This window comes from Qipengyuania algicida (assembly GCF_009828025.1).
GTDB lineage: Bacteria > Pseudomonadota > Alphaproteobacteria > Sphingomonadales > Sphingomonadaceae > Qipengyuania > Qipengyuania algicida.
In genome coordinates this window covers 235,015-259,588 of the sequence record NZ_WTYA01000001.1, presented here as the reverse complement: position 1 = coordinate 259,588, position 24,574 = coordinate 235,015, and the positions used below count along the sequence as shown (strand labels likewise).

22 protein-coding genes are annotated in these 24,574 nt (G+C 61.9%); 13 read left to right on the top strand and 9 right to left on the bottom strand.

The window, feature by feature from the left end; all coding sequences use genetic code 11:
* Window positions 1–16 precede the first annotated feature (16 nt).
* On the bottom strand, window positions 17–1,168 hold the full coding sequence (locus GRI58_RS01355; RefSeq protein ID WP_160751754.1) for a glycosyltransferase family 4 protein: 1,152 nt from the start codon (window positions 1,166–1,168) through the stop codon (window positions 17–19).
* A 175-nt stretch (window positions 1,169–1,343) separates the two neighbouring features.
* Here GRI58_RS01355 and GRI58_RS01350 point away from each other — a divergent pair, with 175 nt between their 5' ends.
* From GRI58_RS01350 to GRI58_RS01340, 3 genes are all read left to right on the top strand, one after another.
* Window positions 1,344–2,501: a phosphoserine transaminase gene (locus GRI58_RS01350; protein ID WP_160751753.1), complete on the top strand. Its 1,158-nt coding sequence runs from the start codon at window positions 1,344–1,346 to the stop codon at window positions 2,499–2,501.
* A 105-nt stretch (window positions 2,502–2,606) separates the two neighbouring features.
* Window positions 2,607–4,190, top strand: a complete 1,584-nt coding sequence (gene serA, locus GRI58_RS01345; RefSeq protein ID WP_160751752.1) for a phosphoglycerate dehydrogenase — start codon at window positions 2,607–2,609, stop codon at window positions 4,188–4,190.
* Window positions 4,191–4,218: 28 nt separating this feature from the next.
* On the top strand, window positions 4,219–5,337 hold the full coding sequence (locus GRI58_RS01340) for an ATP phosphoribosyltransferase regulatory subunit (RefSeq protein WP_160751751.1): 1,119 nt from the start codon (window positions 4,219–4,221) through the stop codon (window positions 5,335–5,337).
* On the opposite strand, the gene GRI58_RS01335 is transcribed toward GRI58_RS01340, so the two are convergent.
* The 4 genes from GRI58_RS01335 to GRI58_RS01320 all read right to left on the bottom strand — a co-directional run bounded on the left by GRI58_RS01335 (window position 5,334) and on the right by GRI58_RS01320 (window position 8,876).
* The gene (locus GRI58_RS01335; protein WP_160751750.1) at window positions 5,334–5,942 is read right to left on the bottom strand and encodes a glutathione S-transferase; all 609 of its coding nucleotides are present in this window, start codon (window positions 5,940–5,942) and stop codon (window positions 5,334–5,336) included. The genes GRI58_RS01340 and GRI58_RS01335 overlap by 4 nt on opposite strands.
* Window positions 5,935–6,888 carry an oxygen-dependent tRNA uridine(34) hydroxylase TrhO gene (gene trhO / locus GRI58_RS01330; protein ID WP_160751749.1) on the bottom strand — a complete coding sequence of 318 codons (954 nt, stop codon included), beginning with the start codon at window positions 6,886–6,888 and terminating at the stop codon, window positions 5,935–5,937. Before trhO ends, GRI58_RS01335 begins: the two co-directional genes overlap by 8 nt.
* 32 nt (window positions 6,889–6,920) lie before the next feature.
* Window positions 6,921–7,997, bottom strand: a complete 1,077-nt coding sequence (locus tag GRI58_RS15815) for a DUF5694 domain-containing protein (protein ID WP_160751748.1) — start codon at window positions 7,995–7,997, stop codon at window positions 6,921–6,923.
* A 66-nt stretch (window positions 7,998–8,063) separates the two neighbouring features.
* Window positions 8,064–8,876, bottom strand: a complete 813-nt coding sequence (locus GRI58_RS01320) for an aldo/keto reductase (protein ID WP_160751747.1) — start codon at window positions 8,874–8,876, stop codon at window positions 8,064–8,066.
* Between the two features lie 125 nt (window positions 8,877–9,001).
* Here GRI58_RS01320 and GRI58_RS01315 point away from each other — a divergent pair, with 125 nt between their 5' ends.
* From GRI58_RS01315 to GRI58_RS01300, 4 genes are all read left to right on the top strand, one after another.
* Complete coding sequence (locus GRI58_RS01315) at window positions 9,002–10,303, top strand: adenylosuccinate synthase (protein WP_160751746.1); 1,302 nt, start codon at window positions 9,002–9,004, stop codon at window positions 10,301–10,303.
* Window positions 10,304–10,472: 169 nt separating this feature from the next.
* Window positions 10,473–10,622 carry a hypothetical protein gene (locus GRI58_RS01310; RefSeq protein WP_160751745.1) on the top strand — a complete coding sequence of 50 codons (150 nt, stop codon included), beginning with the start codon at window positions 10,473–10,475 and terminating at the stop codon, window positions 10,620–10,622.
* Window positions 10,623–10,700: 78 nt separating this feature from the next.
* Entirely contained in the window at window positions 10,701–11,234 is a 534-nt protein-coding gene (locus GRI58_RS01305; protein WP_160751744.1) for a hypothetical protein, read from the top strand.
* Between the two features lie 9 nt (window positions 11,235–11,243).
* Window positions 11,244–11,384, top strand: a complete 141-nt coding sequence (locus GRI58_RS01300; RefSeq protein WP_160751743.1) for a hypothetical protein — start codon at window positions 11,244–11,246, stop codon at window positions 11,382–11,384.
* Between the two features lie 11 nt (window positions 11,385–11,395).
* Here the strand turns inward: GRI58_RS01300 and GRI58_RS01295 are convergent, their stop codons facing one another.
* Together GRI58_RS01295 and GRI58_RS01290 are read right to left on the bottom strand one after the other, a co-directional pair.
* A complete protein-coding gene (locus GRI58_RS01295; protein WP_160751742.1) occupies window positions 11,396–12,907 on the bottom strand; it encodes a Ppx/GppA phosphatase family protein in 1,512 nt (503 codons plus the stop codon).
* Window positions 12,904–15,051, bottom strand: a complete 2,148-nt coding sequence (locus GRI58_RS01290; RefSeq protein WP_202386725.1) for an RNA degradosome polyphosphate kinase — start codon at window positions 15,049–15,051, stop codon at window positions 12,904–12,906. The genes GRI58_RS01295 and GRI58_RS01290 overlap by 4 nt, the downstream gene beginning before the upstream one ends.
* 181 nt (window positions 15,052–15,232) lie before the next feature.
* Between GRI58_RS01290 and GRI58_RS01285 the strand changes: the two genes are divergently transcribed.
* Complete coding sequence (locus GRI58_RS01285; protein WP_160751740.1) at window positions 15,233–16,024, top strand: LysR substrate-binding domain-containing protein; 792 nt, start codon at window positions 15,233–15,235, stop codon at window positions 16,022–16,024.
* A 30-nt stretch (window positions 16,025–16,054) separates the two neighbouring features.
* Here GRI58_RS01285 and GRI58_RS01280 read toward each other — a convergent pair whose 3' ends face one another.
* Window positions 16,055–17,839 (bottom strand): hypothetical protein, encoded by a 1,785-nt coding sequence (locus GRI58_RS01280; RefSeq protein WP_160751739.1) that lies wholly within the window; start codon window positions 17,837–17,839, stop codon window positions 16,055–16,057.
* A gap of 497 nt (window positions 17,840–18,336) precedes the next feature.
* On the opposite strand from GRI58_RS01280, the gene GRI58_RS01275 reads away from it, so the two are divergent.
* Together GRI58_RS01275 and GRI58_RS01270 are read left to right on the top strand one after the other, a co-directional pair.
* Window positions 18,337–19,107, top strand: coding sequence for a PilZ domain-containing protein (locus GRI58_RS01275; RefSeq protein WP_160751738.1), 771 nt, complete (start codon window positions 18,337–18,339; stop codon window positions 19,105–19,107).
* A gap of 650 nt (window positions 19,108–19,757) precedes the next feature.
* Window positions 19,758–20,129: a hypothetical protein gene (locus GRI58_RS01270; protein WP_160751737.1), complete on the top strand. Its 372-nt coding sequence runs from the start codon at window positions 19,758–19,760 to the stop codon at window positions 20,127–20,129.
* Window positions 20,130–20,204: 75 nt separating this feature from the next.
* Here GRI58_RS01270 and GRI58_RS01265 read toward each other — a convergent pair whose 3' ends face one another.
* A complete protein-coding gene (locus GRI58_RS01265; protein WP_160751736.1) occupies window positions 20,205–20,609 on the bottom strand; it encodes a lysozyme inhibitor LprI family protein in 405 nt (134 codons plus the stop codon).
* 695 nt (window positions 20,610–21,304) lie between these two features.
* On the opposite strand from GRI58_RS01265, the gene rpsL reads away from it, so the two are divergent.
* The 3 genes from rpsL to fusA all read left to right on the top strand — a co-directional run bounded on the left by rpsL (window position 21,305) and on the right by fusA (window position 24,548).
* Window positions 21,305–21,676: a 30S ribosomal protein S12 gene (rpsL, locus tag GRI58_RS01260; protein WP_006831873.1), complete on the top strand. Its 372-nt coding sequence runs from the start codon at window positions 21,305–21,307 to the stop codon at window positions 21,674–21,676.
* Window positions 21,677–21,820: 144 nt separating this feature from the next.
* Window positions 21,821–22,291 carry a 30S ribosomal protein S7 gene (gene rpsG / locus GRI58_RS01255; RefSeq protein WP_160751735.1) on the top strand — a complete coding sequence of 157 codons (471 nt, stop codon included), beginning with the start codon at window positions 21,821–21,823 and terminating at the stop codon, window positions 22,289–22,291.
* A gap of 124 nt (window positions 22,292–22,415) precedes the next feature.
* Complete coding sequence (gene fusA / locus GRI58_RS01250; RefSeq protein ID WP_160751734.1) at window positions 22,416–24,548, top strand: elongation factor G; 2,133 nt, start codon at window positions 22,416–22,418, stop codon at window positions 24,546–24,548.
* Window positions 24,549–24,574 lie beyond the last annotated feature (26 nt).

The following is a 24,574-nucleotide window of genomic DNA, read 5'->3' as shown; positions in this document are numbered from 1 at the left end:
GCGCAGAAAGCGCGGTTCAGGCTCCGCCGCGCCGCTCCACCAGTCGCAGATAGGTTTCCGCCATCGAGCGATTGATCGCTTCCCAGCTGAATTCCTTGCTGCGCGCTTCGCCGGCCTCGCCATGCTTTTGCCGCAGGGCCGGGTCGTCGATGTAAGCAGCAATGGCATCGGCATAGGCCGGAATGTCGCCCGGCGTGACGAGCTGCCCCGTTACGCCATCGCGCACCAGCGTGGTTGCTCCGGTCGCACGGGCGGCCACCACCGGCACGCCGCAAGCCATCGCCTCGAGCGTGACATTGCCGAAAGTCTCGGTGATCGAGGGGTTGAAGAAAATGTCCATCCCTGCAACCGCACGGCCAAGGTCGGCACCCATCAGATAGCCGCCAAATGCCGCCTCGGGCACCTTCTCCGCAAACCAGCTACGGGCCGGACCATCGCCCAGCACCAGCACCTTGTGCTTGACGCCGCGCTTGGTCAGTTCGTTCATGGTTTCAGCGAATTCGGGCAGGCCCTTTTCCATCACCACGCGGCCGAGAAAGCCGATGGCAATTTCATCATCCGCAAAGCCGAGCGAGCGCCGCCATTCCAGGTCGCGCGCGGTCGAATTGAAGATCGTGCGATCCACCCCGCGCGACCAGATGCCGATTTCGCGGTGCATTCGCTGCCTGTGAAGCACCTCAACCATGCCGTCAGAAGGCGCGACCAGCGCATCGCAGCGGCGATACAGCTTGCGCAGCCATGCTTCGACCACCGGCTCCATGAAGCCGAGGTGATAATATTGCGGATAGGTCTCGAACCTGGTGTGGACCGATGCAAGCACCGGCACCCCATGATCGCGCGCCCATTTCGCCCCTTGCCGACTCGCCCGGTCGGGGCTGGCAACGTGAACGATGTTGGGACAAAAGGCTTCGAATTCGCGCTTGGCTTCGCCGACCAGGCCGATGGGGATGCGGTATTCGCTGCGCCCGGGAATCGCGAAAGAGGGAATCGAGATCACCTCACCCACCGCTTCTACCTGCGGGTTTTCCACGGTCGGGGCGAACACGCGCACCGCCGCGCCATGATCCAGCATATAGCCGACCAGCCGATTGAGCGCCTGCGTCGGTCCATCGCGAACCATGTTGTAATTGCCGCTGATCAGCGCGAGGCGGAGGCGCGAGATATCCATGCCGGCGCGCCATAGTCCGGTAGAGTCTGTTTGGCGAGTGCGGTAACGAACCCGCAGCAGCGCCGCTTCGTCGTATAATTGCCAAGCCCCATTGACTTGCGTGGCGGCAACTTTATTTCGGCCGACGGGCCACGCGGTCCCAACGCCGCGCGTGCTCTCTGCAAGGAGAGAATACATGACTGCTGAACCGACGCTCAAGCCAGAGCGCCCCTTCTTTTCGTCTGGTCCTACGGCCAAGTTTTCAGGCTGGGACATTTCCCGAATCAAAACCGAATCGCTTGGTCGCTCGCACCGCAGCGCGCTCGGCAAGTCGCGGCTGAAATATGCCATCGACCTGTCGAAAGAGTTGCTCGGCGTGCCCGATGACTATCTCGTCGGGATCATGCCTGCCTCCGATACCGGAGCGCTGGAATGCGCGATGTGGACCATGCTACGCCCCGATCGCCCGGCGACGGTGGCCGCGTGGGAAAGCTTTGGCAATGTCTGGATCCAGGACGCGGTAAAGCAGCTCAAGCTGCCGCAACTGACGGCGCTCGATGCCGATTACGGCGAGATCCCCGATCTCGCCTCGATCCCGCAGGAAAACGATGTCGTGTTCACCTGGAACGGCACCACCTCGGGCGCGAAGATCCCCAATACCGACTGGCTCGCACCGGGCCGCCCGGGCGTCACCATCAACGATGCCACCAGCGCCATCTTCGCGATGGAGATGGACTGGGCGAAGCTCGATGCCACCACTTATAGCTGGCAGAAGGTCATGGGGTCGGAAGCCCAACACGGGATGTTGGTCCTCAGCCCCAAGGCGGTCCAGCGGATCGAGGAATACGATCCCGAATGGCCGCTGCCCAAGCTGTTCCGGCTGAAGAAGGGCGGCAAGATCAACACCGGCATCTTCGAAGGGGCGACGATCAACACGCCGTCCATGCTGGCAACCGAAGATTACATCATGGCGCTCGAATGGGCACAGGCTCTCGGCGGGCGCAAGGCGATGTTCGAACGCGCCGATGCGAATGCCAAGATCCTGACCGACTGGATCGAGGCGACGCCGTGGCTGAAGAACATGGTCCCCGACCCGGCGCAGCGCACCAACACCGGCGTGTGTTTCGTGTTTCAGGGCGAGTGGTACGAAAGCCTCTCCGCCGAGGAGCAGGCGGGCGTGCCGAAGAAAATCGTCAAGCTGCTGGAAGAGCGCGACGTCGGCTATGATTTCAATGGCTATCGCGACGCCCCGCCAAGCTTGCGCGTCTGGTGCGGCGGCACGGTCGAGCAGGAGGACATCAAGCGCCTGCTGCCGTGGATCGAGTGGGCCTACGATCAGGTCAAGAACGGCTGAGAGCCAAGGCCCCGCCAACGGACGGGGCCTCCATCGGCCCAGATGTAATCCATGCATAAGGTCCCAGCCTGCGCTGGGCCTGCACCCGAATTTTAGGAATTATCCATGACCAAACCCAAAGTCCTTATCAGCGACAAAATGGACCCTAACGCCGCACGCATTTTCGAAGAGCGCGGCTGCGATGTCGACGTAATTACCGGCGAAACGCCTGAAGAACTTGCCGCCCGCATCGGCGACTATGATGGCCTCGCGATCCGCTCCTCGACCAAGGTGACGGCCGCCATCCTCGATGCTGCAACCAATCTCAAGGTCATCGGCCGCGCTGGAATCGGTGTCGACAATGTCGATATCCCGGCTGCTTCGGCTAAGGGCGTGGTGGTGATGAACACGCCTTTCGGCAATTCGATCACCACCGCCGAACACGCCATCGCGATGATCTTTGCACTCGCGCGCCAGATCCCGGAGGCGAACACCCGCACTCAGGCGGGCGAATGGCCGAAGAACGCGTTCATGGGCGTTGAGGTGACCGGCAAGACGCTGGGGCTGATCGGAGCGGGCAACATCGGCTCGATCGTCGCGGCCCGCGCACAGGGCGTGCGGATGAAGGTGATCGCCTATGATCCCTTCCTGACGCCTGAGCGCGCGGTCGAAATCGGGGTCGAGAAGGTCAATCTCGACGATCTGCTCGCACGGGCCGATTTCATCACCCTGCATACCCCGCTGACCGACGAGACGCGCAATATCCTCAGCCGCGAAAACCTCGCCAAGACCAAGCAGGGCGTGCGCATCGTCAACTGCGCGCGCGGCGGGCTGATCGACGAAGAGGCGCTGGGCGATTTGCTCGACTCGGGCCACATCGCGGGTGCGGCGCTGGACGTGTTCAAGACCGAACCGGCCAAGGGCAGCCCGCTGTTCGGCAAGCCCAATTTCATCTGCACGCCGCATCTCGGTGCCTCGACCACCGAAGCGCAGGTCAATGTGGCGCTGCAGGTGGCCGAGCAGATGGCCGATTATCTGGTCAATGGCGGGGTCACAAATGCGCTCAACATGCCGAGCCTGAGCGCCGAGGAAGCGCCCAAGCTGAAACCCTATATGAAGCTTGCCGAAAGCCTCGGCAGCCTCGTCGGCCAGCTCGCGCACGGCAATCTCACCAGCATTGCGATCGAGCGCGAAGGCGCGGCGGCAGAGCTGTCGGGCAAGCCGATCGAAGGCGCGGTGCTTGCCGGGCTGATGCGGCAGTATTCGGACACGGTGAACATGGTCAATGCGCCGTTTCTCGCCAAGGAGCGCGGACTGGACGTGCGCTCGATCCGCCACCAGCGCGAGGGTGCTTACAACACGCTGCTGCGCGTCACCGTCGGCACCGAGAACGGCGACCGTTCGGTTGCAGGCACGCTGTTCGGTAGCGACGCGCCGCGCCTGGTCGAAATCTTCGGCGTCCGGATCGAGGCTGAACTGACCGGCCACATGCTTTACATCGTCAACGAGGACGCGCCCGGCTTCATCGGCCGGATCGGTTCGCTGTTGGGTGAGGCGGGGATCAACATCGGCACCTTCCACCTTGGTCGCCGTGAGACCGGGGGCGAGGCGGTGCTGCTGCTGAGCGTCGATCAACCGATTCCCGAAAGCGTGGTCAAGCAGGCTTGCGCATTGCAGGACGTCAAACTCGTCAAGCCACTGGCCTTCTGAGCCGCCATCGGGCAGGGGACCGGGCGCTATGACTGCAAAGCACACAGCCGACGATCTCCTGCCCGAAGGGCTGGCCGATGCCCTGCCGCAAGAAGCGGCTACCATGACCCGCATCATGCGCTCCGTGCTCGATGCAATGGACGCGCATGGGTATGACCGCGTGCGCCCACCGCTGGTCGAATTCGAGCATTCGCTGGCGAGCCGCATGGACGGGGTGACGCCGCGCCGCATGTTCCGCTTTACCGATCCAGCCAGCCTCAGGACGCTCGCCTTGCGCAGCGACATGACGGTGCAGATCGGGCGGATCGCGGCGACTGCACTGGCCGATGCGCCGCGCCCGCTGCGGCTGTGCTATGCCGGGGAAGTCGCAACCATCCGTGCCGACCAGCTCGACCCTGCGCGCCAGCGCTTGCAGATGGGCGCCGAACTGATTGGCAGCGGCAGCGTGGCGGCGGCAAGCGAGGCCGTTGCACTGGCGGTTGCCGCGCTGGAAGGCGCCGGGCTGACCGGAATTTCGGTCGATTTCACGCTGCCCGATCTGGTCGATGCGCTGGCCGACAAGGCCTTGCCGCTTGCACCTGACAAGATTGCAGCGGTGCGACGCGAATTGGACATGAAGGATGCCGGCGGATTGGCCGATGCAGGCGGCGCCGACTACCTCCCGCTACTCTATGCCGCCGGACCGCTCGATGAAGCGTTTGAGAAGCTGGCGGCGCTCGATGCAGGAGGCGTGCTGGCCAGTCGGCTCGAAGGCGTGCGCGCCATCGGTGAGCAGTTAGGCGAGGGCGTGCGAGTGACCCTCGATCCCACAGAACTGCATGGCTTCGAATACCAGAGCTGGATCGGCTTCACCCTCTATGCCGAGGGCGCGCGTGGCGCGGTGGGGCGCGGTGGGACCTATACGATTCGCGGCACGGAAGAACCGGCGGTTGGATTTTCGCTCTATATCGAGCCGCTGCTCGAAGCTCTGGGCATCGAAACACCTGTGCGTGATACGCTGTTCCTGCCGACCGGCCATGACCGAGAGGCTGCACGCCGCCTGCGCGCGCTCGGCTGGCGGACCGTGGCGGCGATCACCGGCGAGGAAGATCCGCGCGCGCTGGGCTGCACGCACCGGCTGGACGAAACCGAGGCGCAGCCGCTTTAGGCGTCCGATTTCCACGGTTCGTGCTTCGTCATGATGCTGGCGAACAGATCCGATCCGATGAGCCTGGCAAGCCATTGCTGCACAGCGGAAATGTCCTGCGCATCGAACCACCCGCGGTCGGTGTTGGCGAACTGGCGGACGAAGGGGAAGATCGCGATGTCGGCAAGGCCGCGGTGCGCTCCACACAGATAGGGTGAACTGGCGAGACGCTGTTCGAGGATGCGCAACAGCCCAAGCGCTTCCGCGCGGTGATCGTCCGGATCCACATCGTCATAGCGCGTGGCGTATTTGTAGCGGTCGAGATGATGCTTGAACGGGCCGTCATTGGCAGCGATCAGTGCTGGATCGTCCCGCTCCAGCCAGCTTTCGGGATCGTTTTCAGCCAAAGCCCAGCGCATGATGTCGAGGCTTTCGTCGATGACTACGCCGCTTTCGGTCACGAACACCGGGACGGTGGCCTTGGGCGACACATCGACCATCTCGGCGGGTTTATCCCGCAGCACGACCTCACGGTGTTCGTATCGCGCACCGCTGACGTGCAGCGCCATGCGCGCGCGCATCGCATAGGGGCAGCGGCGGAAGCTGTAGAGCACTGCCTCAGCCATCGGCCTGACGATCGAGCCTGCGCCCGATATGCTCCTCGCCCTGCCGCGCCGCCAAGCGGGCCTGCCGCTGCCGCTCGGCATAGCGCGCGCGTTGCTCGTCGGTGCGGGTTTCGTAACAATGGTGACACGAGACGCCCTCGACATAGTGCTCCGAGTGCATATCCTCTTCGCTCAGCGGCATTCGGCAGGCGCGGCAGAGCGTGTGGCTTCCCAGCGCAAGTCCGTGGCCAACGCTCACACGCTCGTCGAACACGAAGCATTCGCCCTGCCACAGGCTCTCGCGCTCGGGTACGTGTTCGAGATAGTTCAGTATCCCGCCCTTGAGGTGATAGACCTCGTCAACCCCTTCGGCCCGGGCGAAAGCGGTGGATTTTTCGCAGCGGATGCCGCCGGTGCAGAACATTGCGATCTTCGGCACCTTGCCCTCGGCTTCGATGGCGGCGCGGCGTGCGCGAAACCATTCGGGAAATTCTCGAAAGCTGGCGGTTTCCGGGTTTTCTGCTCCGGCAAAGCTGCCAATGGCGACCTCGTAATCGTTGCGCGTGTCGATCACGATAGTCTCGGGATCGCTGATCAGCGCGTTCCAGTCCCGCGGCGAGACATAGGTGCCGACGCCTTGCAGCGGATCGAGATCGGGCTGCCCCATGGTCACGATCTCTTTCTTGAGCCGCACCTTCATCCTGTGGAACGGCATAGTGGCGGCGCGCGATTCCTTAACCTCGATCGCGGCGCATCCGGGAAGTTTGCGGATGTGTTCGAGCACTGCCTCAATGCCCGCACCGCTGCCCGCGATGGTCCCGTTGATACCCTCATGCGCCAGCAGCAGGGTGCCGCGTACGTCCGCCGCATCACTAACGTAGAGCAGCGGCGCGCGCAGAGCCGCTGGATCGTCGAAACGGGTAAACTGGTATAGCGCGGCGACGCGATAGGGGAGGGGCTGGGTCACCGCGCTCCCCTAGCAGCGGCGCTCGGCATCGATCAATCGGTAAGCACTTTTTCGACATTGTCGATCACGACGTCGCTGGTCATGCCGAGATAGCGTTCGAGATAGGGCTTGTGCGATGCGCCGATGATCGACAGCACACGTCCGCCCGATCCGAGAACTTCGCGGATATTGGCGGCAATCCGCAGGTTGCGCGTTTCCCAATAGGCGAGATAGGCGCGGCCCGTGGCGGGATATTTCGTGCTGCCCGCAGCCGCGCCGAAATCGGTTTCCATCGCCAGCCGTGCGTTGGCGGGCGAATTGAGGTCGCGATACCAGTCGATAACAGAGCCACCGGCTAGCATTACCTTTTCCTTGGCATCGTCCTGTGCGATGCGCTGGTCGAGCAGCTTGCTTTTCCAGATCAACGGCAGTTCGCGGTCATAGGCTTTTTCGTCGGCCACCACGCCGGCACGATCACCGGTATGATCGTCCACCCGATAGATGCGGTCGAGCCCAAGCTTTACGCCGAGCGCGACTGCTATGGATACGTTCTCATTGCGGTAACGCGCCTCCTTCTCGAGCCTTGCCACCTGCGCTTCGGGCAGGTTTTCATCCGCGTGCTGTTCGGACTTCGGCAATTGCTCCCACTGGAGCATCGCCGACTCCGGTTCACCGATAGCCAGGAACAGCCCGGCTATCCTGCGTCGCTCGGCCGGCGTATGATCCTTGTGCTTCAAAAGCGCGAGAACCGCTTTCTCCGCCTCAGGCCCCGTCACCCTAAGCGCCTCGCGCGCAGCCAGCGTATCGGGACAATAATCCTCTGCAGTGCCGGGGTAAGCGAATTCATAGCTGCGCAGGTAATCGCATTGCTCGCCGGAAATACCTTCAACCGTGATGCTTTGCGGGTCCCATTTTGCAAGCTTGTCGAGCAGTGGCTTTAGCCGCGCTGTGTCGAACGTCTTCGGCAAATGCGACAAATGTGCCGTGCCCAGCACCAGCACATGGCTGCGGTCGCCGCGCTTTCGCGCCGCGGTATCGCCAATATCGACCGCCTGCGCGACCTGGGTCTGCGGATTGGCGGTGGCTACCGGCGAGGTGGCGGCGGCGAGTATGGCGAGAACAATGGACACGGGCGACTCCCTGTTTTGGTTCTGGAAGCCGCCCAAGTGTCATATTGTTGTAATACAGTCAACCGGTCAGTCCATGTCCGACGGATCGGGCCCCATGCGGCCACCCTTGTCGTCAAGATCGTCGATCTTGCCCATCTGCTCATCGGTCAGGGAGAAGGCCAGAGCTTCGAAGTTGGCTTCGATATGCGCCCTGCTGGATGCTTTGGGGATCGTGCTCAGACCATGCTGGAGATGCCAGCGCAGGATGACTGCGCTTGCCGGACGACCGGTTTCTTCAGCGATCTGCTTGATTGCAGGGTTGTCCATCCCGCCGCCCTGGCCCAGCGGGGACCAGCTCTGGGTAATGATGCCCAGTTCTTCGTGGAGTTTGCGCAATTCGCGCTGCTGGAAGCTGGGATGCAACTCGATCTGGTTAAGCGCGGGGGTCACGCCGGTTTCGTCGATGATCCGGCGAAGGTCCTCCGCGCGGAAGTTCGACACGCCAATCGATTTGGCTTTGCCCAAATCGCGCAGCTCGATCAGCGCCTTCCATGTTTCCACGTACAGATCCTTGCCGGGGCAGGGCCAATGGATCAGCAGCATATCGACATGGTCGCGTCCGAGCCGGTCGAGGCATTTGTCCGCTGCCTTCAACGTGCGATCGTAGCCTTGGCTTTCATTCCAGATCTTAGTCTGCAGAAACACGCTGGCATCCTTCAGTCCGTCGCCCACGCCGCGCTCGTTTTGGTAGATGGCAGCGGTGTCGACCATCTGGTATCCGACATCGAGCGCGGTGCGCACCGCATCGGCGGCTTTGTCATCGTCGATCTGCCAGGTTCCGAATCCGAGCTGGGGCAGGGCGCGATTGTCGTTCAAGGTGAGGGTGGGGTAATCGGTCACAAATTTCTCCTTTTCGGACTCAATGATCGAGCCTTTGTGCAGTTTCCCAAGCCATGGCGCTTGTGTTGGAATGCATGCGAGCCTAACGCCCGCCCCGTTTGTGCGAATGGAAGATAGGAATTTCCGTGGCCAATGTAACCGTGATCGGGGCCCAATGGGGCGACGAAGGCAAAGGCAAGATCGTCGACTGGCTCGCCGCGCGCGCCGATGCAGTGGTGCGGTTTCAGGGCGGCCATAATGCCGGACACACGCTGGTGGTGGGCAACACCACCTACAAGCTCTCGCTGCTGCCCTCTGGCATTGTCACCGGCACATTGTCGATTATCGGCAATGGCGTGGTGCTCGACCCCTGGGCGCTCAAGGCCGAGATCGAGAAGCTCGAGGGTCAGGGCGTGTCGATCACCGACGACAATTTCGCTATTGCGGACAATTGCGCGCTGATCCTGCCGCTGCATCGCGATCTCGATGGTTTGCGTGAAAGCGCAGCGGGTGCTGGCAAGATCGGCACTACCGGGCGGGGCATCGGCCCGGCTTACGAGGACAAAGTGGGGCGCCGCGCAATCCGTGTGTGCGACCTGGCCTATCTCGACGACGAGGACGGCTCTCTCGAACCCCAGCTTGACCGGCTATGTGCGCATCATGACGCGCTGCGTGCCGGGTTCGACCAGCCGCCTGTGGACCGCGAGGCTCTGCTAGCCGAACTGCGCGAAATTGCGCCCTTCGTGCTGCGCTTCGCCCAGCCGGTGTGGAAGCGCCTGAAGAAGGTGCGCAAGGCAGGCGCGCGCATCCTGTTCGAAGGCGCGCAGGGCGTGCTGCTCGATGTCGATCACGGCACCTATCCCTTCGTGACCAGCTCCAACACCGTCAGCGGCACTGCTGCCAGCGGATCGGGGCTGGGGCCTGGCGCAACCGGTTTCGTGCTGGGAATTGTCAAGGCTTACACCACCCGCGTCGGCAGCGGTCCGTTTCCGACCGAGCTCGATGATGAGATCGGACAGAAGCTGGGCGAGCGGGGTCATGAATTCGGCACCGTCACCGGGCGCAAGCGCCGCTGCGGCTGGTTCGATGCGGTGCTGGTGCGCCAGAGCTGCGCGATCAGCGGCGTCACCGGGATCGCGCTGACCAAGCTCGACGTGCTCGACGGCTTCGATATGGTGAAGATCTGCACCGGCTATCGGCTGCGCGGCAAGATTCTCGACTATTTGCCTTCCCACGCTGCCGATCAGGCCGCGGTCGAGCCGATCTACGAGGAAATGGAAGGCTGGCGCGAGACCACGGCGGGTGCGCGCAGCTGGGCCGATCTGCCCGCGCAGGCGATCAAATATATCAGCCGCGTCCAAGAATTGATCGAAACACCGGTTGCGCTGATTTCGACCAGTCCCGAACGTGAAGACACGATCCTGGTGCGCGACCCGTTCATGGATTGAGTCCTCACGGACCGCCCGAATGGCGGGAGGATTCTGCTGTACTCATTCTTGACTCATTCGACTTTTGTTCTCTGTGAAACAAGGGGGAACACGCATGGCGCAGGCTGCCTATCGATGCGATGACGCGGTGTAAGAAGAGGGCTCATGGCTCTCGCAACTCGCTGTAACGGTGTCGCTTTTTGGGGATAGTTCCGAAACTCTCGCGATCATGGCGGAGGATGCGCGCAGCGCGGGGCTCGTGCCGACTGCGGGGCTCTCGCTCCGCACGCTGGTGGACGCAGATGCGGGAGTCCTCGGCGGCGTGGTGCTGGTCGATTGACCATCCCTCGATGCTTCGAAATACGTGGCGCTGTTGCGCCTTGATGAGCGGGCCAGACGCTCCGGCGCGCAACTCGTGGTGGCCACCTCGCACGATGCGCTCGATGACGTGTTCGCCTGCCTCGAATGGTCCAGACCGATCCTGCTGGTCAGGCCGAGCCGTGCCGAACGGCTGGTCGCGCTGGGTGAGGCGCTGACACGAATGCCGGGGCGCCGTCTGCGTGAATTGGACCCGCAGGACCGTTCGACCCTGCTCAAGCTCACGCAGGAAGTCGGGCGGCTGGCGGCGCGGCTCGAGGGTATTTCGTCTGAAAGCGATATGGAGGACCAAGGCGAGAGGTTGGCGGCATCCAGTCTCTCCTATCGTGCTATGTCACACGACGCGCAGAATCAACGGCGCCATGCCCGCCCGCCGCTGCCCGATCCGCGGCTGGTCCGGCAGATCATCGCCCAGCGCCGTTTGCGCGATGAACTTCTCGGCGCTGAGCTGTTTGCCGATCCGGCATGGGATATGCTGCTCGACCTGACGGCCGCGCGCGCCGAGCACAAGCGTGTGTCCGCATCCACGCTGTGTATCGCCGCAGCGGTTCCGGCGACGATGGCTTTGCGCTGAATCGCGCAGATGGTCGAAGCCGGGCTGCTGGTGCGCGAAGAGGATGGGGAGGACCGCCGCCGCGTGTTCATTGCCTTGTCCGATCGCACCGCTGAGGCGATGGCACGCAATTTCGATCGACTGGGCTCAGGGATTGCAACGCCGGTCTGAGAGGGGACCACTCAGATGTCTTCCTGCACGCCGGCGCTGATCTCGATATGTGGTTCCCGGTCCAGCCGGAACGCCAGGTTAGCCAAGTCCTTGATCACCGGATAGACCGCCAGCGCGGCATGATCTTCGGCGATGCTCAAGGTCAGCCGGTCATCTTCGGTCGCCAGTGCGCTGGCCGATAGCGCACCGCGCGCAGTCGCTCCGAGACGCTGGGCAAGACGATAGGCCATACCCCAAGTAATCGCTTCGCCCAATTCGTCTTCATTTGCGAGCAGGCGGATCCTCTCCGGCATTGCGGTGATCCCGAGACTGCCGAGCAGCGCAGCGGCAAGCATCGCCCGGCTGCGTCCGTCGCAATCGATCCACCGCTTGTCGAGCGCCCATTCCTGCGCGTGGGCGGCACGCAGATTGGGTTCCACACGGTGCAGCGCGAGAGCGAGTTGGGCGGCGGCGAGCCGGAGTCGTTCATTCTGCGCGCTTCCATGGCGCGCGACGGCGGCGCTCCAGCCTGCGAGCAGCGCTGCATCGGTCACGCTTGCCCCACGTGTACCGGCAAATGCCGCAACGCCCGCGAGCAGTGGGTCCTTGGCTTGTTCGAGCGGTTCGAGGCGCTGGTAATGCAATCCCTCGCGCAAGCCCCAGCTCGAGAACACCAGCTGTTCCGGGCATATCTCGGCCATCAGCACTTGCAGCAATGCCGCAGCATCGGGCAGCTTTTCGGCGCGCATCGAACTGATGCCGCGGATGTTGGCGAGCTTTTCCGGCCGCAAGCGCATCAGCTTTGTCGCCAGCCGTGCGGCTTCTTCGGCAGGTAGCTCGAAGCCGTGCGGATCGGTCAGCGGATATTCGCTTGCCCGCATGGCGTAGGTGGCGAAAGCACGCCACGTCCCTCCGACCATGTAGAACGGTCCCGGCTCGTTGTGCGCCCAGCCTGCCTCGTCCAGCGCCTTGCGGACTTTCTTCGTAAAATTGCCCTTCGCGCGCATGGCCGGGAGACGCAACGTACCCAGCCGCAGACTCGCAGCTTCGCGACATTCGCCGTCACCGATCACCACCAGTTCCAGACTGCCGCCGCCAAGGTCGATCACCGTGCCGCATGCGCCGGGAAACGCGCCGATAGCACCATAGGCGCTTGCGCAGGCTTCTTCCTCACCGCTGAGCAACCTTATATCGAGCCCGTGCGATGCCGCACGATCGAGAAACAACATGCCATTGTCAGCGTCGCGCGGAGCGGCGGTCGCGACGGCCTCGACTTCGGTAATCTCCCAGTCGCGCAGGATCACCGCATAGCGGGCCAGCGCGGAAAGCGCCTCGTCCATCGCTTCGTCGGGAATGGTTCCGCTGGCTGCAAGATCGCGACCGAGCCGGGCGGCGACTTTTTCGTTCCACAGCACGGTGGGCGCACGGCTCGGTCCGCCATAGATTACCAGGCGAACGGTGTTCGAACCGATGTCGATAACCGCGCGGGCTGTTTCGTGGCTTCGCCGCTTACCATTGCGAGTGCGCGTTGCGCCGGTGATCACTTGCGGCGATCTCTGAGCGACAGGCGCGGCACATCACGGTCCTCGATCGCTGCGCCGCGGCCCGAAAGCGAAGGGTTGCTCATGAAGTAGTCGTGGCAGTTGAAGCCGCCGTCGCCAATGGCCATGCGGTGGTATTCCCCATCGGGATCGAGTCGCCAGCTGCGTTCGGTGTCGAGGATATTGGCCAGCATCACCTGATCGAGCACCTGGTCGTGCACGGTGGAATTGGTGATTGGCACCAGCACTTCGACGCGCCTGTCGAGATTGCGGCCCATCGCGTCGGCGGACGTGATATACACCTTCGCCCGGCGGCTCGGCAGCTGGTAGCCATTGCCGAAGGCCCAGATGCGGCTGTGTTCGAGGAAGCGTCCGATGATCGACTTGACCTTGATATTTTCCGACAGGCCCGGAACGCCCGCACGCAGCGAACAGATCCCGCGCACCACCAGCGTGATCTCCACGCCCGCCTGGCTTGCGGCATACAGACGGTCGATCACACCCTTTTCGGTGAGCGAATTGAACTTTGCCCAGATACCTGCCGGCCGGCCCTTTTGTGCGAATTCAATCTCTCGGTCGATCCGTGCGTAGAGTTCGTCGCGCAAATTCAGGGGCGAGATTGCCAGCTGTTCAAGGTCGTGCGGTTCGACATAGCCGGTGATGAAATTGAACAGTTTGGCGGCGTCCCGCCCGAATGACGGGTTGGCAGTGAAGAAGCTGAGGTCGGTATAAATCTTTGCCGTCACGGGATGGTAATTGCCGGTGCCGAAATGGCAGTATGTGCGATAGGAATTGTCCTCGCGACGGACCACCAGGCTGACCTTGGCGTGGGTCTTCCATTCGACGAACCCGTAAATGACCTGCACGCCTGCGCGTTCAAGCTCATTGGCCCATTTGAGGTTGCGCTCCTCGTCGAAGCGGGCCTTCAATTCGACCACCGCGGTCACGGCCTTGCCGTTCTGCGCCGCCTCGACCAGCGCGTTTATGATCGGCGACTGGTCGCCCGCGCGATAGAGCGTCTGCTTGATCGAAACGACCGAAGGATCGCGTGCCGCCTGCTGGACGAAGTCGACCACCACCTCGAAGCTCTCGTAAGGGTGGTGGATGATGATGTCCTTCTCGCGGATGGCGGCGAAGCAATCGCCGTCATGCTCCAGGACGCGCTCGGGATAGCGCGGGCTGAAGGGCGAGAATTTGAGGTCCGGGCGCGGCTCGGCACAGATCGCATCGAGATGGCGTAGACCCAGCATACCCTCGGTCTTGACCACCATCGCGCTGTCGACGTCGAATTCCTCGCGCAGGACAGCCTCGGCCTCAGCATCGCATTCCTCGTCGAGTTCCAGCAGCACCGCGCGGCCACGGCGGCGGCGCTGGATCGCGCTGCGGAACACGCGCACCAGATCCTCTGCCTCTTCCTCGACCTCGATATCGCTGTCTCGCAACACCCGGAACAGGCCATCGCCCTTGATCCGGAAGCCCGGAAACAGCAGGTCGGCAAAACGCACGATCAGCTGCTCGATCGCGATATAGATTGCCTTGTCGCCCGGAACGCGCACGAAACGCGGCGCGCCGCTGGGGATCAGCACCATCTCGACCAGATCGTTGCCACCCTTGATCCGTTCGAGCGTGAAGATCACCCCCATTCCGAGATTGGCGACGAAGGGGAAGGGGTGCGAGGGATCGATCGCCTGCGGGGTAATCAGCGGCAGGACTTCGTTTTCGAAATACTGCTGCAACCATTCCTGATTTCGCATAGAAAGCTGGTTGATCTCGGCAATCAGCATATTTTCTTCTGCGAGCATGTGCCGCAGGTCGGTCAGGATCGCCTGCTGTCGGTCTTCGATCTGCAAAACATCCTCACGAATGGCGTCGAGCTGCTGGCGCGGCGTAGTACCGTCGATCGCGGTGGTTTCGATCCCGCGCGTTGCCATGCCTTCGAGACCGGCAATGCGGATCATCGTGAATTCGTCGAGGTTGCTGGCCGAGATCGACAGGAAACGCAGCCGTTCGAGCAGCGGGTAACGCGTGTTCTCGGCCTCGGCCAGAACCCTGCGGTTGAAGGCCAGCCACGACAGTTCACGATTGACATAGCGCTGGTGGCGCTCCTGCTCCATGGCCGGGTTTGCTATCGTCTCCGGGGCATTCATACTTGGCGTTCTTTCCACATGGTTTGCCATTTGCAATAAGTCGAACATGTTACAGCGCGGCGACTGCACGCGCCAGTGATGGAAGTTTCTCCGGTTCAATCCGGACTATTCGCCGGCCAAGAGAACCCACGCGAGCGCACGCTTGTGCCGCTTGCCGCTCTGGCCTAACTCGCACCCTACCATGAAGCGCACCCATCTGCCCCTCAACGCCCTGCGCGTCTATGACGCGGCCGCCCGACACCTAAGCTTTACCCGTGCAGCGGACGAGCTCGCGGTCACTCCGGCAGCGGTTGGCCAGCAAATTCGCGCGCTTGAGGATCACCTGGGCACCGTCCTTTTTCGCCGTACGAGCAAGGGGTTGGAGCTGACCGAGGAAGGCCTTGCCGGACTTGAGCCCTTGCGCGAAGGTTTCCTCAAATTTGAGGAAAGTGTCCAGGCGATGCAGGCCGGACAGGCTTCGGACCGCTTCACCATTGCCGCCCCGCGTGAATTCTTCGCGCAATGGCTTGCGCCGAGACTTGCCCAGTTTGCACGCGAATATCCCGACGCACGCTTCACCTTCGTGGCCGACGAGGGGGCCGACTTTACAGAGGCCAATCTCGATTGCGCGATCCGGCTGGTCGATGGACCCGGCGAGCTGGAAGGGATCGAACTCGCTCCGGCAGAACGCGTCACCGTTGCTACCGAAGATGCGCCGGACAACTGGATTCACTGGGGTCCGGCCCTGCCGGACGGCGCTGAGCCGCATTATTCGGTCAACAATGCGGGGCAGGCTTTGTCGAGCGCGCTGGCGGGCTTAGGGCGAACGATGCTGCCGCAATTGCTTGTCGAAGAGGCGCTGGCAGACGGCCGACTGAAGGCGCTGGCTGGTCCTGAACCTGCAACGCGGGCCTATTGGTTGGTCGCTCCATTGCCGCAATGGCGCCAGCGCAAGGTCAAGGCGCTGGTGGATTTTCTGTCCAAGGGTGTCTGATCCGATCGGGTTGCGCTGGTGTCGAGATGGTCAGGCAGGCCGGCGTTTTTCGATCGTCGCCAGCCCCTTCATGATCTTGTCCCGCGAATTGGGGTTCCAGATCAGCGTATCTATCGCCTTCCGGATCTCCGCCTGATGGCTATTGAAATAGGCGGAATTCCCGATTGCCTTGAGGAGTGGGCTGGCCGGACCTTCCACCGGGACATGGGCGGTCTCGCTCTGGATCAGCCTTATCAGTTCTCGATCGCCTGTTCCCAGCGCCGCCAGGTTCATCAGGATCGCTAACTGCCCGTTGAGCTGGTTTGACCGAAGTGCGACGTTGCGCAGCTGGGTGATAAAGGTTGCCCGTTGCGCAGCGGGCATCGGGCAGGACGTCATATCCGCTCGGATCAAGATCCTCAGCGTGGGAAAGCCTTCGCCGCTTTTCAGCGCACGGCGAGAGAAGATCGCCGCATTGGTGCAATCGCCATCGGCGATCGAGATCTTGGCCGCCAAAGTATTGGCAAAGGCATTGTTCGGAGCGAGCGCAAAAGCCTCGTGGTAAAGCGCTTGGGCAGGTGCATTCTTGTTGAGTGGAATGCCTTTGGCGATGCCCTCCTGATAGAGTTCGTAGCTCTTGCGGGAGAGCCAGTAAGGCTTGAATTCGCTGTTCGGGAAGCGCTTGATGCATTCATCGATCTGACCGCTCGCCGGCATACCCCGGCTGCGCAGTACCTCTATCGTGACGAAGCAGCCGTAATCGGTTTGTGGCTTGCCAGACATCATATCGAGCTCGTGCTGGGCAATGATGCCATAGGGGGTGAGCAGATCATCGAGCGCGCTGCCCAGACCGTCCAGAAAGTTCGCGCTGCGCCCATCATAGGGTATCGAAGCGCGGTAGAGCGTGGTATTGCGGTCATCGGTCAGCACCAGGTCAAGCGTCTGCGGTGATTGCGCCGTGCCCTGCAAGTTCAATCCGAGGTTAAACTGCGCGTCCTGCGCCTGAAGATCGGGTGGCGCTATGCCCGCGATGAAGGATGCGCTGATACGATTGGTAACCGTTTGCCGGACGAGATTTTCGAGATCGCCCATCGCCGATGACGGTGACGCAGCCGCGCTGGCGCGGATCGCGAAGTGGACCAGCGGGACTTTCTGCATTCCTCCGCTGCGATCTCCGACAAGCATGTTCCGGCCCAGGACGATGGCGAGGATTGCTGCCAGCAGCAATGCAATCGCCATCAATATACCCGTCCTTAATGGGCTCGATTGTGCAGATGCTGGCGGTGGAGCGTCGATGGCATTTGAAGGTGGAGCTGCGCCACTGGACAATCCGATCAGTTCCGGGGGCGCGCCATTGCGGGCATGATCCTGCCGGCTCGCAGCGCCACTCCATGCGGCACCAGTGCTGTTCCCATCGTTTCCGTGTGCATCCTGCTCGGGCGTCCTGAAGTCCGAGCGGCGCGCGCGTTCGTCCGGATAGGCTGTCGTTCGCGGTGCAAGATAGAGCCGATATTCGCCCTTGCGAATGAACACGCATAATTCGTTCAGCGGGTCGATGCGCGAATAGACGTTGGCCAGCGAGCGGCGCAGCCGCGAAATCTGCACGCGCGGATAGCTGTCGCTGTTAAGATCGTAATCCTCAGGTCGACCCAGGCCATCCACCGCGACGGAGAATTGCGATGGCTTCCCCCGCCCGATGATCGTCTCGTCGCACAGGAATTTGAGGAGCTTGCTTTGCGTCGGCGAGCGCTCGAAGACGGGGTCGTCAAGGACGTGCTCGACCTCGCTCAGCAAGAGCTCATCGAAATTGGCAAGTCTTTCTGCGCTTTGGGGCATAAAGGCCTTTAAGAATTTGTTTACAATTGAGGCGACGCTTATTAATTTCTGTTAACCATGCTCAAGTAAACTTCCGCAAGGTTACACGAAAAACGGCCAAAATCTAGTGTTTTTAAGATCTAGATGCGCGTGTAACGTTACATTCTCCGTTTGAAACTGCCGTGAACACCAAAAGTGCCTGATAAGTCGGTGCATGGTTGGAGCGCGTCTCTTAGTTGCACTCGTAATCGCCCTGATCCCGGCGACTACCAGTGCTCAAGACCGTTCTGCCAGTGTCGCTCCGGCGGGCCAGTCTGATCCATTGCCCCGGCCGAACGGCACACACAGTACCGTAGCATCCCTCGCTTCGGCGCGGATCCTCCCGGCTGCCAAATTCCAATGGTCTGGTTTGGCGGCCGGGAGAGATACCGCAGGGTCTACAGGTGTGATTGCCGGAGGGCGGCTCGTCACGAAATTGGTGAAGGACAATCCATCAGGGAAGACGGAGACGATCTATTATGATCTTCAGTAGGGTTGCAGCTGCGGAAGACGGCGAACATACGCCGCGCCGCATGCAGGATTTCGGGAACGGCAACTTCCCCCCCATATCTCAAACCCCCGACAGCGACGACTACGCTGGCACGGCGTCGAGCCCGCTGCGCAACCTGCGCCCCTGCGGCATCACCGCAAGGCATGGCAGCGCGCCGGGGTTCCTCCGCCACCTGTCCTCCAACGGCGCGCAGATCGAAACGCAGATCGAGCTGACCGTGGGCGACGAGATCCATTACTTCTGGGATGGTCTCCCCCCCTTGAAGGCGCGTGTTGCGTGGACCTGCGACGGGTTGATCGGCCTGCGCAATCTCCCGCAGGAAGCGAACCAGCCCTCCGCCCGCGTCCCGCGCGCCCTGCGCGTCGCGTGCCGCCTGCCGACACGGATCGATCGCGGCCGCGAGAGCTTCAAGGGCTTCATCGGCAATATCTCGCAGCGCGGACTGCTGGTCTATGGCGTACCGGGCATGGAAGCGGGCTCGCGGCTCGACCTGACGGTGTGCGGGCATATGTTCCCCGATGCCGAGGTCCGCTGGAGCCGCTCGGGCTGTGTGGGCGTGTCGTTGAAGGAGCAGATCGACTATGAGACGATCTCCGGCCTGATGGACATGGCCGCGCTCGAGGAGACGGGCGGAGCGCAAAACCCGGCCGCACCCTCCGGAGCAGGGCTGGGCGGGGCAACCGTCCACCCGTTCGACGCGGGCACGAGAAGGGTAGGGGTGGGCGGCCTGTTCCGCTGACCGACGTGCCTGGATGATGCGAGAGAGCCGCGAAGGACCGATGTAGGGCCACGCGGGCGAGGCTCCATATGGAACACATGGAACACGGTCCTGGCGGTAAAAACCGCCAAGGGCCGTGGACGTGTTCGTGCGGGGCGTGTGGCGGTGCGGGCGGGGAGGGGAGAAGGTTGGGCGCTGGGCTGTGACAATGGACACGCACGAACCTCTCACGCTGGCGAAATAGCCGAGCCGCAGGCGAGGCAAGGCCGACCGGCCGCCCGAGCTTATGCGAGGAAAGCTAAGCCGCGCGGATGCGCGGCGCCCGGCGCTTGAGGGACGAAAACAAAAAAATGCAGAGTAGGAAAATGGTTTGCGGTTCGCACCAGCTACGCTCGGTTCTTGGCGCGGAGAGTCTTTTTTCGGCCTCAAGCGCCGGGCGCCGCGCATCCGCCCGCTTGGCTATCCTCCGGGGACCCGACCCCTGCGGGGCCACCCCTACGGGCGCGCAGTCGCGCTTGCGGGCCGCTGGTCGCGGCCCGAACTGGAGCGAAACATTCGCGACTGACAACATTGGCGACATAGCCGCACAGCTGCGGGCTCATCGATTGCAGACCTTGTGATCGGCAGCCTTCAGCGATAGCCGGACTATTCTCTATCGTCAGGAGCAAGTAGTGAGCTTGGTATTGATGGCGGTGCTTTTATCCGATTTAGGCCCCGCCAAGCAGATTGAAATGCTGAAAGTGCCTAGCGAGGTTTATTGGGCCTCCTACCGCGCCTCTGGTGCCAAATTATGCAATCACAATCTCAGAGAAAATCAGGAGCGACGATTTGACAAGCGTTTTGGAAGGAGGGTGTCCAAACTGATTTCTGCGATCGCCGCCAAGGGTGATAAAAAGTCTCAAGACGACGAACTCATTGTTCCCTCGGGTTGCATCGCCTACAGAGATCGGCAGGCCGTCAGGAAAGGCTTGTCCCGCACGTTGGATGATTTCGAGCCGATACTTGTTGAAATGAAGCGGCGATACGGGATCAGCGAACAATAGCGGCTACCGGTCTAACGATTGCGGCAACATAATGGACTTAGCGAAAGCTTTCCGACGCGCTTCAAAGCGGACAGATCATTCATAACCCGCGTCAAAGCCGCGAAGCTCCAACGTTCGCTCCCGAGTCATTCGGAGCATGCAACCTCCTCCAAGTAGAAAGTGTATCGTGCCGCCGTGGCTTTCATAGACTTCACAGTTCGCAGCGCGATATCGAAGCCAGGATTTCTGAGCCTGCCTTAGCTTTTCCCGGCTAGCCATGCCGACGCGATCTAGTGCTTTCTTATACTCGTCATTGAGACGAACATCCCAAACGGAAAGAGCGCGCTTTTGGCATTCGATCATTCCGACCGTGTCTTCCGCCATGCAAATGGTGTCAGGGGGATACGGATCGTCGCTTTGCCCAGGGATCGCCAGCGAAATAAGAAGCATCGGAAAAATCATGCACAAGTCCTGCATCGCGAGGTAAAGAAAGTCGGCCATTTCGTTTTCAAAAACGTAAACAGAATGTCCACTATCCCAACATATCGGCCATGGAAGGCGCTTTTTGGACACTCTGACAGCGAACACTCATGCGGCGAGGGAATTTGTCGGCGCGCCCTCAATTTCATTCAGCCGCAGCGTAGCGTCCCCACAAGAAGATAGGTTTTTGTTTTTCGCTGATTGGTGTCGCGAGGTCCGGAAGATTACTGACGGTGCTCCCGTGGATTGAGGACGTATTGCATATTGGCATGAATTCGGGGTGATAATGCGAGCACATTCGATCTAACCGATGAGCTCGTTGAACCTTGACCCAAACCCCAACCCCAGCTAAGCGCGCCCCTATCCGATGCAGGATTCGTCCCGCGCCGGTCAAATAGAGCTGAACATTGCCGGTCATGACCCGGGGCCTGTCGCTTATGCGTCGAGGCTCTTTTCTATTGGGGCGGTCTCTTATCGAGAGCGCTTCGGGGCAGCCGTCAAAGTAACCCGGTGGCCGTGTGGGCCCGAAGGTGGAGTGTTTCAGGCTCGTGCGAATATCCGCTCCGGCGCTTCGCTGCGCCGTGCGTGTGTCTCGCCCGACCCGAACGAACCATCCTCACCCGCTAGTCGCCATCATTAACTCTGACCCTTCCGGGCGCAAAACCGGCGTCCACTTTTGCTGAAGGGTCAGGCAACGGTGAAGAGAAGAGACTCAAATGCCGACGATCAACCAGCTGGTCCGCAAGGGCCGCGTTCCGCAGAAGGCCAAGTCCAAGGTCCCTGCGATGGAGCAGAACCCGCAGAAGCGCGGTGTCTGCACGCGCGTCTATACCACGACGCCGAAGAAGCCGAACTCCGCTCTGCGCAAGGTCGCCAAGGTGCGTCTTACCAACCAGCGCGAAGTCATCTCCTACATCCCGGGCGAGGGCCACAACCTGCAAGAGCACAGCGTTGTCCTGATCCGTGGCGGCCGTGTGCGCGACCTTCCCGGCGTGCGCTATCACGTGCTGCGCGGCGTGCTCGACACACAGGGTGTCAAGGACCGCAAGCAGTCCCGCTCGAAGTACGGCGCGAAGCGTCCGAAGTAATTTTGGCGCGGCGCTAGCCCGGCTCCGGCCCGATGCCACTCCCGGCTACCCGACACGGTAGTCTCTGGGTGGCCGGGAGGGGGAGCGGGCCGGAGCCGCAAGGCAGCACGGAGGTGCTGCCGCTCTCCGAAGGAGTTAGCAAAAATGTCACGTCGTCGTCGTCCCGAGAAGCGGGAAATCCTGCCCGATCCCAAGTTTGGTGATCTGGTGCTGTCGAAGTTCATGAACAACCTCATGTATGACGGCAAGAAGTCCACTGCAGAGCGTATCGTTTACGGCGCGCTCGAAACGGTCGAGACCAAGGCCAAGACGAGCCCGATGGAAGTGTTCCATGCCGCGCTCGACAACATCAAGCCGCAGGTCGAAGTCCGCAGCCGCCGTGTCGGCGGTGCGACCTACCAGGTGCCGGTCGAGGTTCGCCCCGAGCGTGCCCAGGCGCTCGCGCTGCGCTGGCTGATCGGTGCGGCTCGCGGTCGTCCCGAAACCACCATGGCCGCACGCCTGTCGGGCGAGCTGATGGATGCTGCCAACAACCGTGGCAACGCGGTCAAGAAGCGCGAAGACACGCACCGCATGGCGGACGCCAACCGCGCCTTCTCGCACTACCGCTGGTAATGGCGTAATGGCCGCGGGCGGCGCAGCTGGAGCACGGCGCGCCGCCCACGGTCTTTAACCGGTCACATTATTACCCATATGGGGGTCGCTATCCGTAGCCCCCCGAACCGCTGAGGAATTTTTCATGGCCCGCGAATATCCGCTGGAGCGCTATCGCAATATCGGCATCATGGCGCACATCGATGCCGGCAAGACCACCACGACCGAGCGTATCCTCTATTACACCGGCAAGTCCTACAAGATCGGCGAAGTGCACGATGGTGCCGCGACGATGGACTGGATGGAGCAGGAGCAGGAACGCGGGATCACCATTACCTCGGCGGCGACGACCACATTCTGGACGCCCGAAGATCCGAGCATGGATCCGCGGTCCGAGCCTGAAGCGCTGCGCGCGAACATGCCCAAGTACCGCATCAACATCATCGACACCCCCGGCCACGTCGACTTCACCATCGAAGTCGAGCGTTCGCTGCGCGTGCTCGACGGCGCGGTTGCCGTGTTCGACGGCGTTGCCGGCGTTGAGCCGCAGTCCGAAACCGTGTGGCGCCAGGCCGACAAGTACGGCGTGCCGCGGATGTGCTTCATCAACAAGCTCGACCGCACCGGCGCCGATTTCTATTACTGCGTGAAGTCGATCGTCGATCGCCTTGGCGCGACCCCGCTGGTCATCACCCTGCCGATCGGCGCTGAAAGCGATCTGAAGGGCGTGGTCGACCTCGTCACCAATCGCGGCATCGTGTGGCAGGCCGAAGATCTCGGCGCCAAGTACGAATTCGTCGACATTCCCGAGGACATGGCTGACAAGGTCGCCGAATATCGCGAGAAGCTGATCGAGACCGTCGTCGAACAGGACGACGATATCATGGAAGCCTATCTCGAAGGCAACGAGCCCGACGTGGCGACCATCAAGCGGCTGATCCGCAAGGGCACGATGGCGCGCGATTTCGTGCCTGTGACCTGCGGCTCGGCGTTCAAGAACAAGGGCGTTCAGCCGCTGCTTGACGCGGTGGTCGATTACATGCCGTCCCCGCTCGACGTGCCGGCCATCAAGGGCGTGCTGCCCGACAGCGAAGAGGAGGCCGAGCGCCCCTCCAGCGACGAGGCACCGTTCAGCGCGCTGGCGTTCAAGATCATGAACGACCCGTTCGTTGGCTCGCTGACCTTCACCCGCATCTATTCGGGCAAGCTCGCCAAGGGCTCGGTCCTGAACTCGGTGAAGGACAAGAAGGAAAAGATCGGCCGTATGCTGCTGATGCATTCCAACAACCGCGAAGACATCGATGAGGCGTTCGCGGGCGACATCGTGGCGCTGGCCGGTATGAAGGACACCACCACCGGCGATACGCTGTGCGATCCGGCCAAGCCGATCATCCTCGAGCGGATGGAATTCCCCGATCCGGTGATCGAGCTGTCGGTGGAGCCCAAGACCAAGGCCGACCAGGAAAAGATGGGCGTCGCGCTCAATCGCCTGGCTGCCGAGGACCCGAGCTTCCGCGTTTCGACCGATCACGAATCGGGCCAGACGATCATCAAGGGCATGGGCGAGCTTCACCTCGACATCCTCGTCGATCGCATGAAGCGCGAATTCAAGGTCGAAGCGAATGTCGGTGCGCCGCAGGTGGCGTATCGCGAATCGCTCGCCCGCGAAGTCGAGCTGGTTTACACCCACAAGAAGCAGTCGGGTGGTTCGGGCCAGTTCGGTGAGGTCAAGGTCGTGCTCACCCCCGGTGAACGCGGTCAGGGCATCAACTTCATCGACGAGATCAAGGGCGGTAACATTCCTCGCGAATATATCCCCTCGGTCGAGAAGGGTATGCGCGAGCAGGCCGAGACCGGTTACCTGATCGGCTTCCCGATCATCGACTTCGACATCCGCCTGATCGACGGTAAGTACCACGACGTCGACTCGTCGACGATCGCGTTCGAGATCGCCGGTCGCGGTGCGATGCGCGAAGCGGCGCAGAAGGCCGGGATCAAGCTGCTTGAGCCGATCATGAAGGTCGAGGTCGTGACGCCCGAGGATTATCTCGGCGACGTCATCGGCGATCTCAACAGCCGCCGTGGTCAGATCCAGGGCACCGACAGCCGTGGTATCGCCCAGGCGGTCGAGGCCAATGTGCCGCTGGCCAACATGTTCGGATACGTCAACGAGCTGCGTTCCTTCACCCAGGGGCGCGCGCAGTATTCGATGCAGTTCAGCCACTATGACGAAGTCCCGGCGAACGTCGCGGCTGAAGTTAAGGAGAAGCTTGCCTAACGGGCGAGCACGGTCTAGGGGCGGCG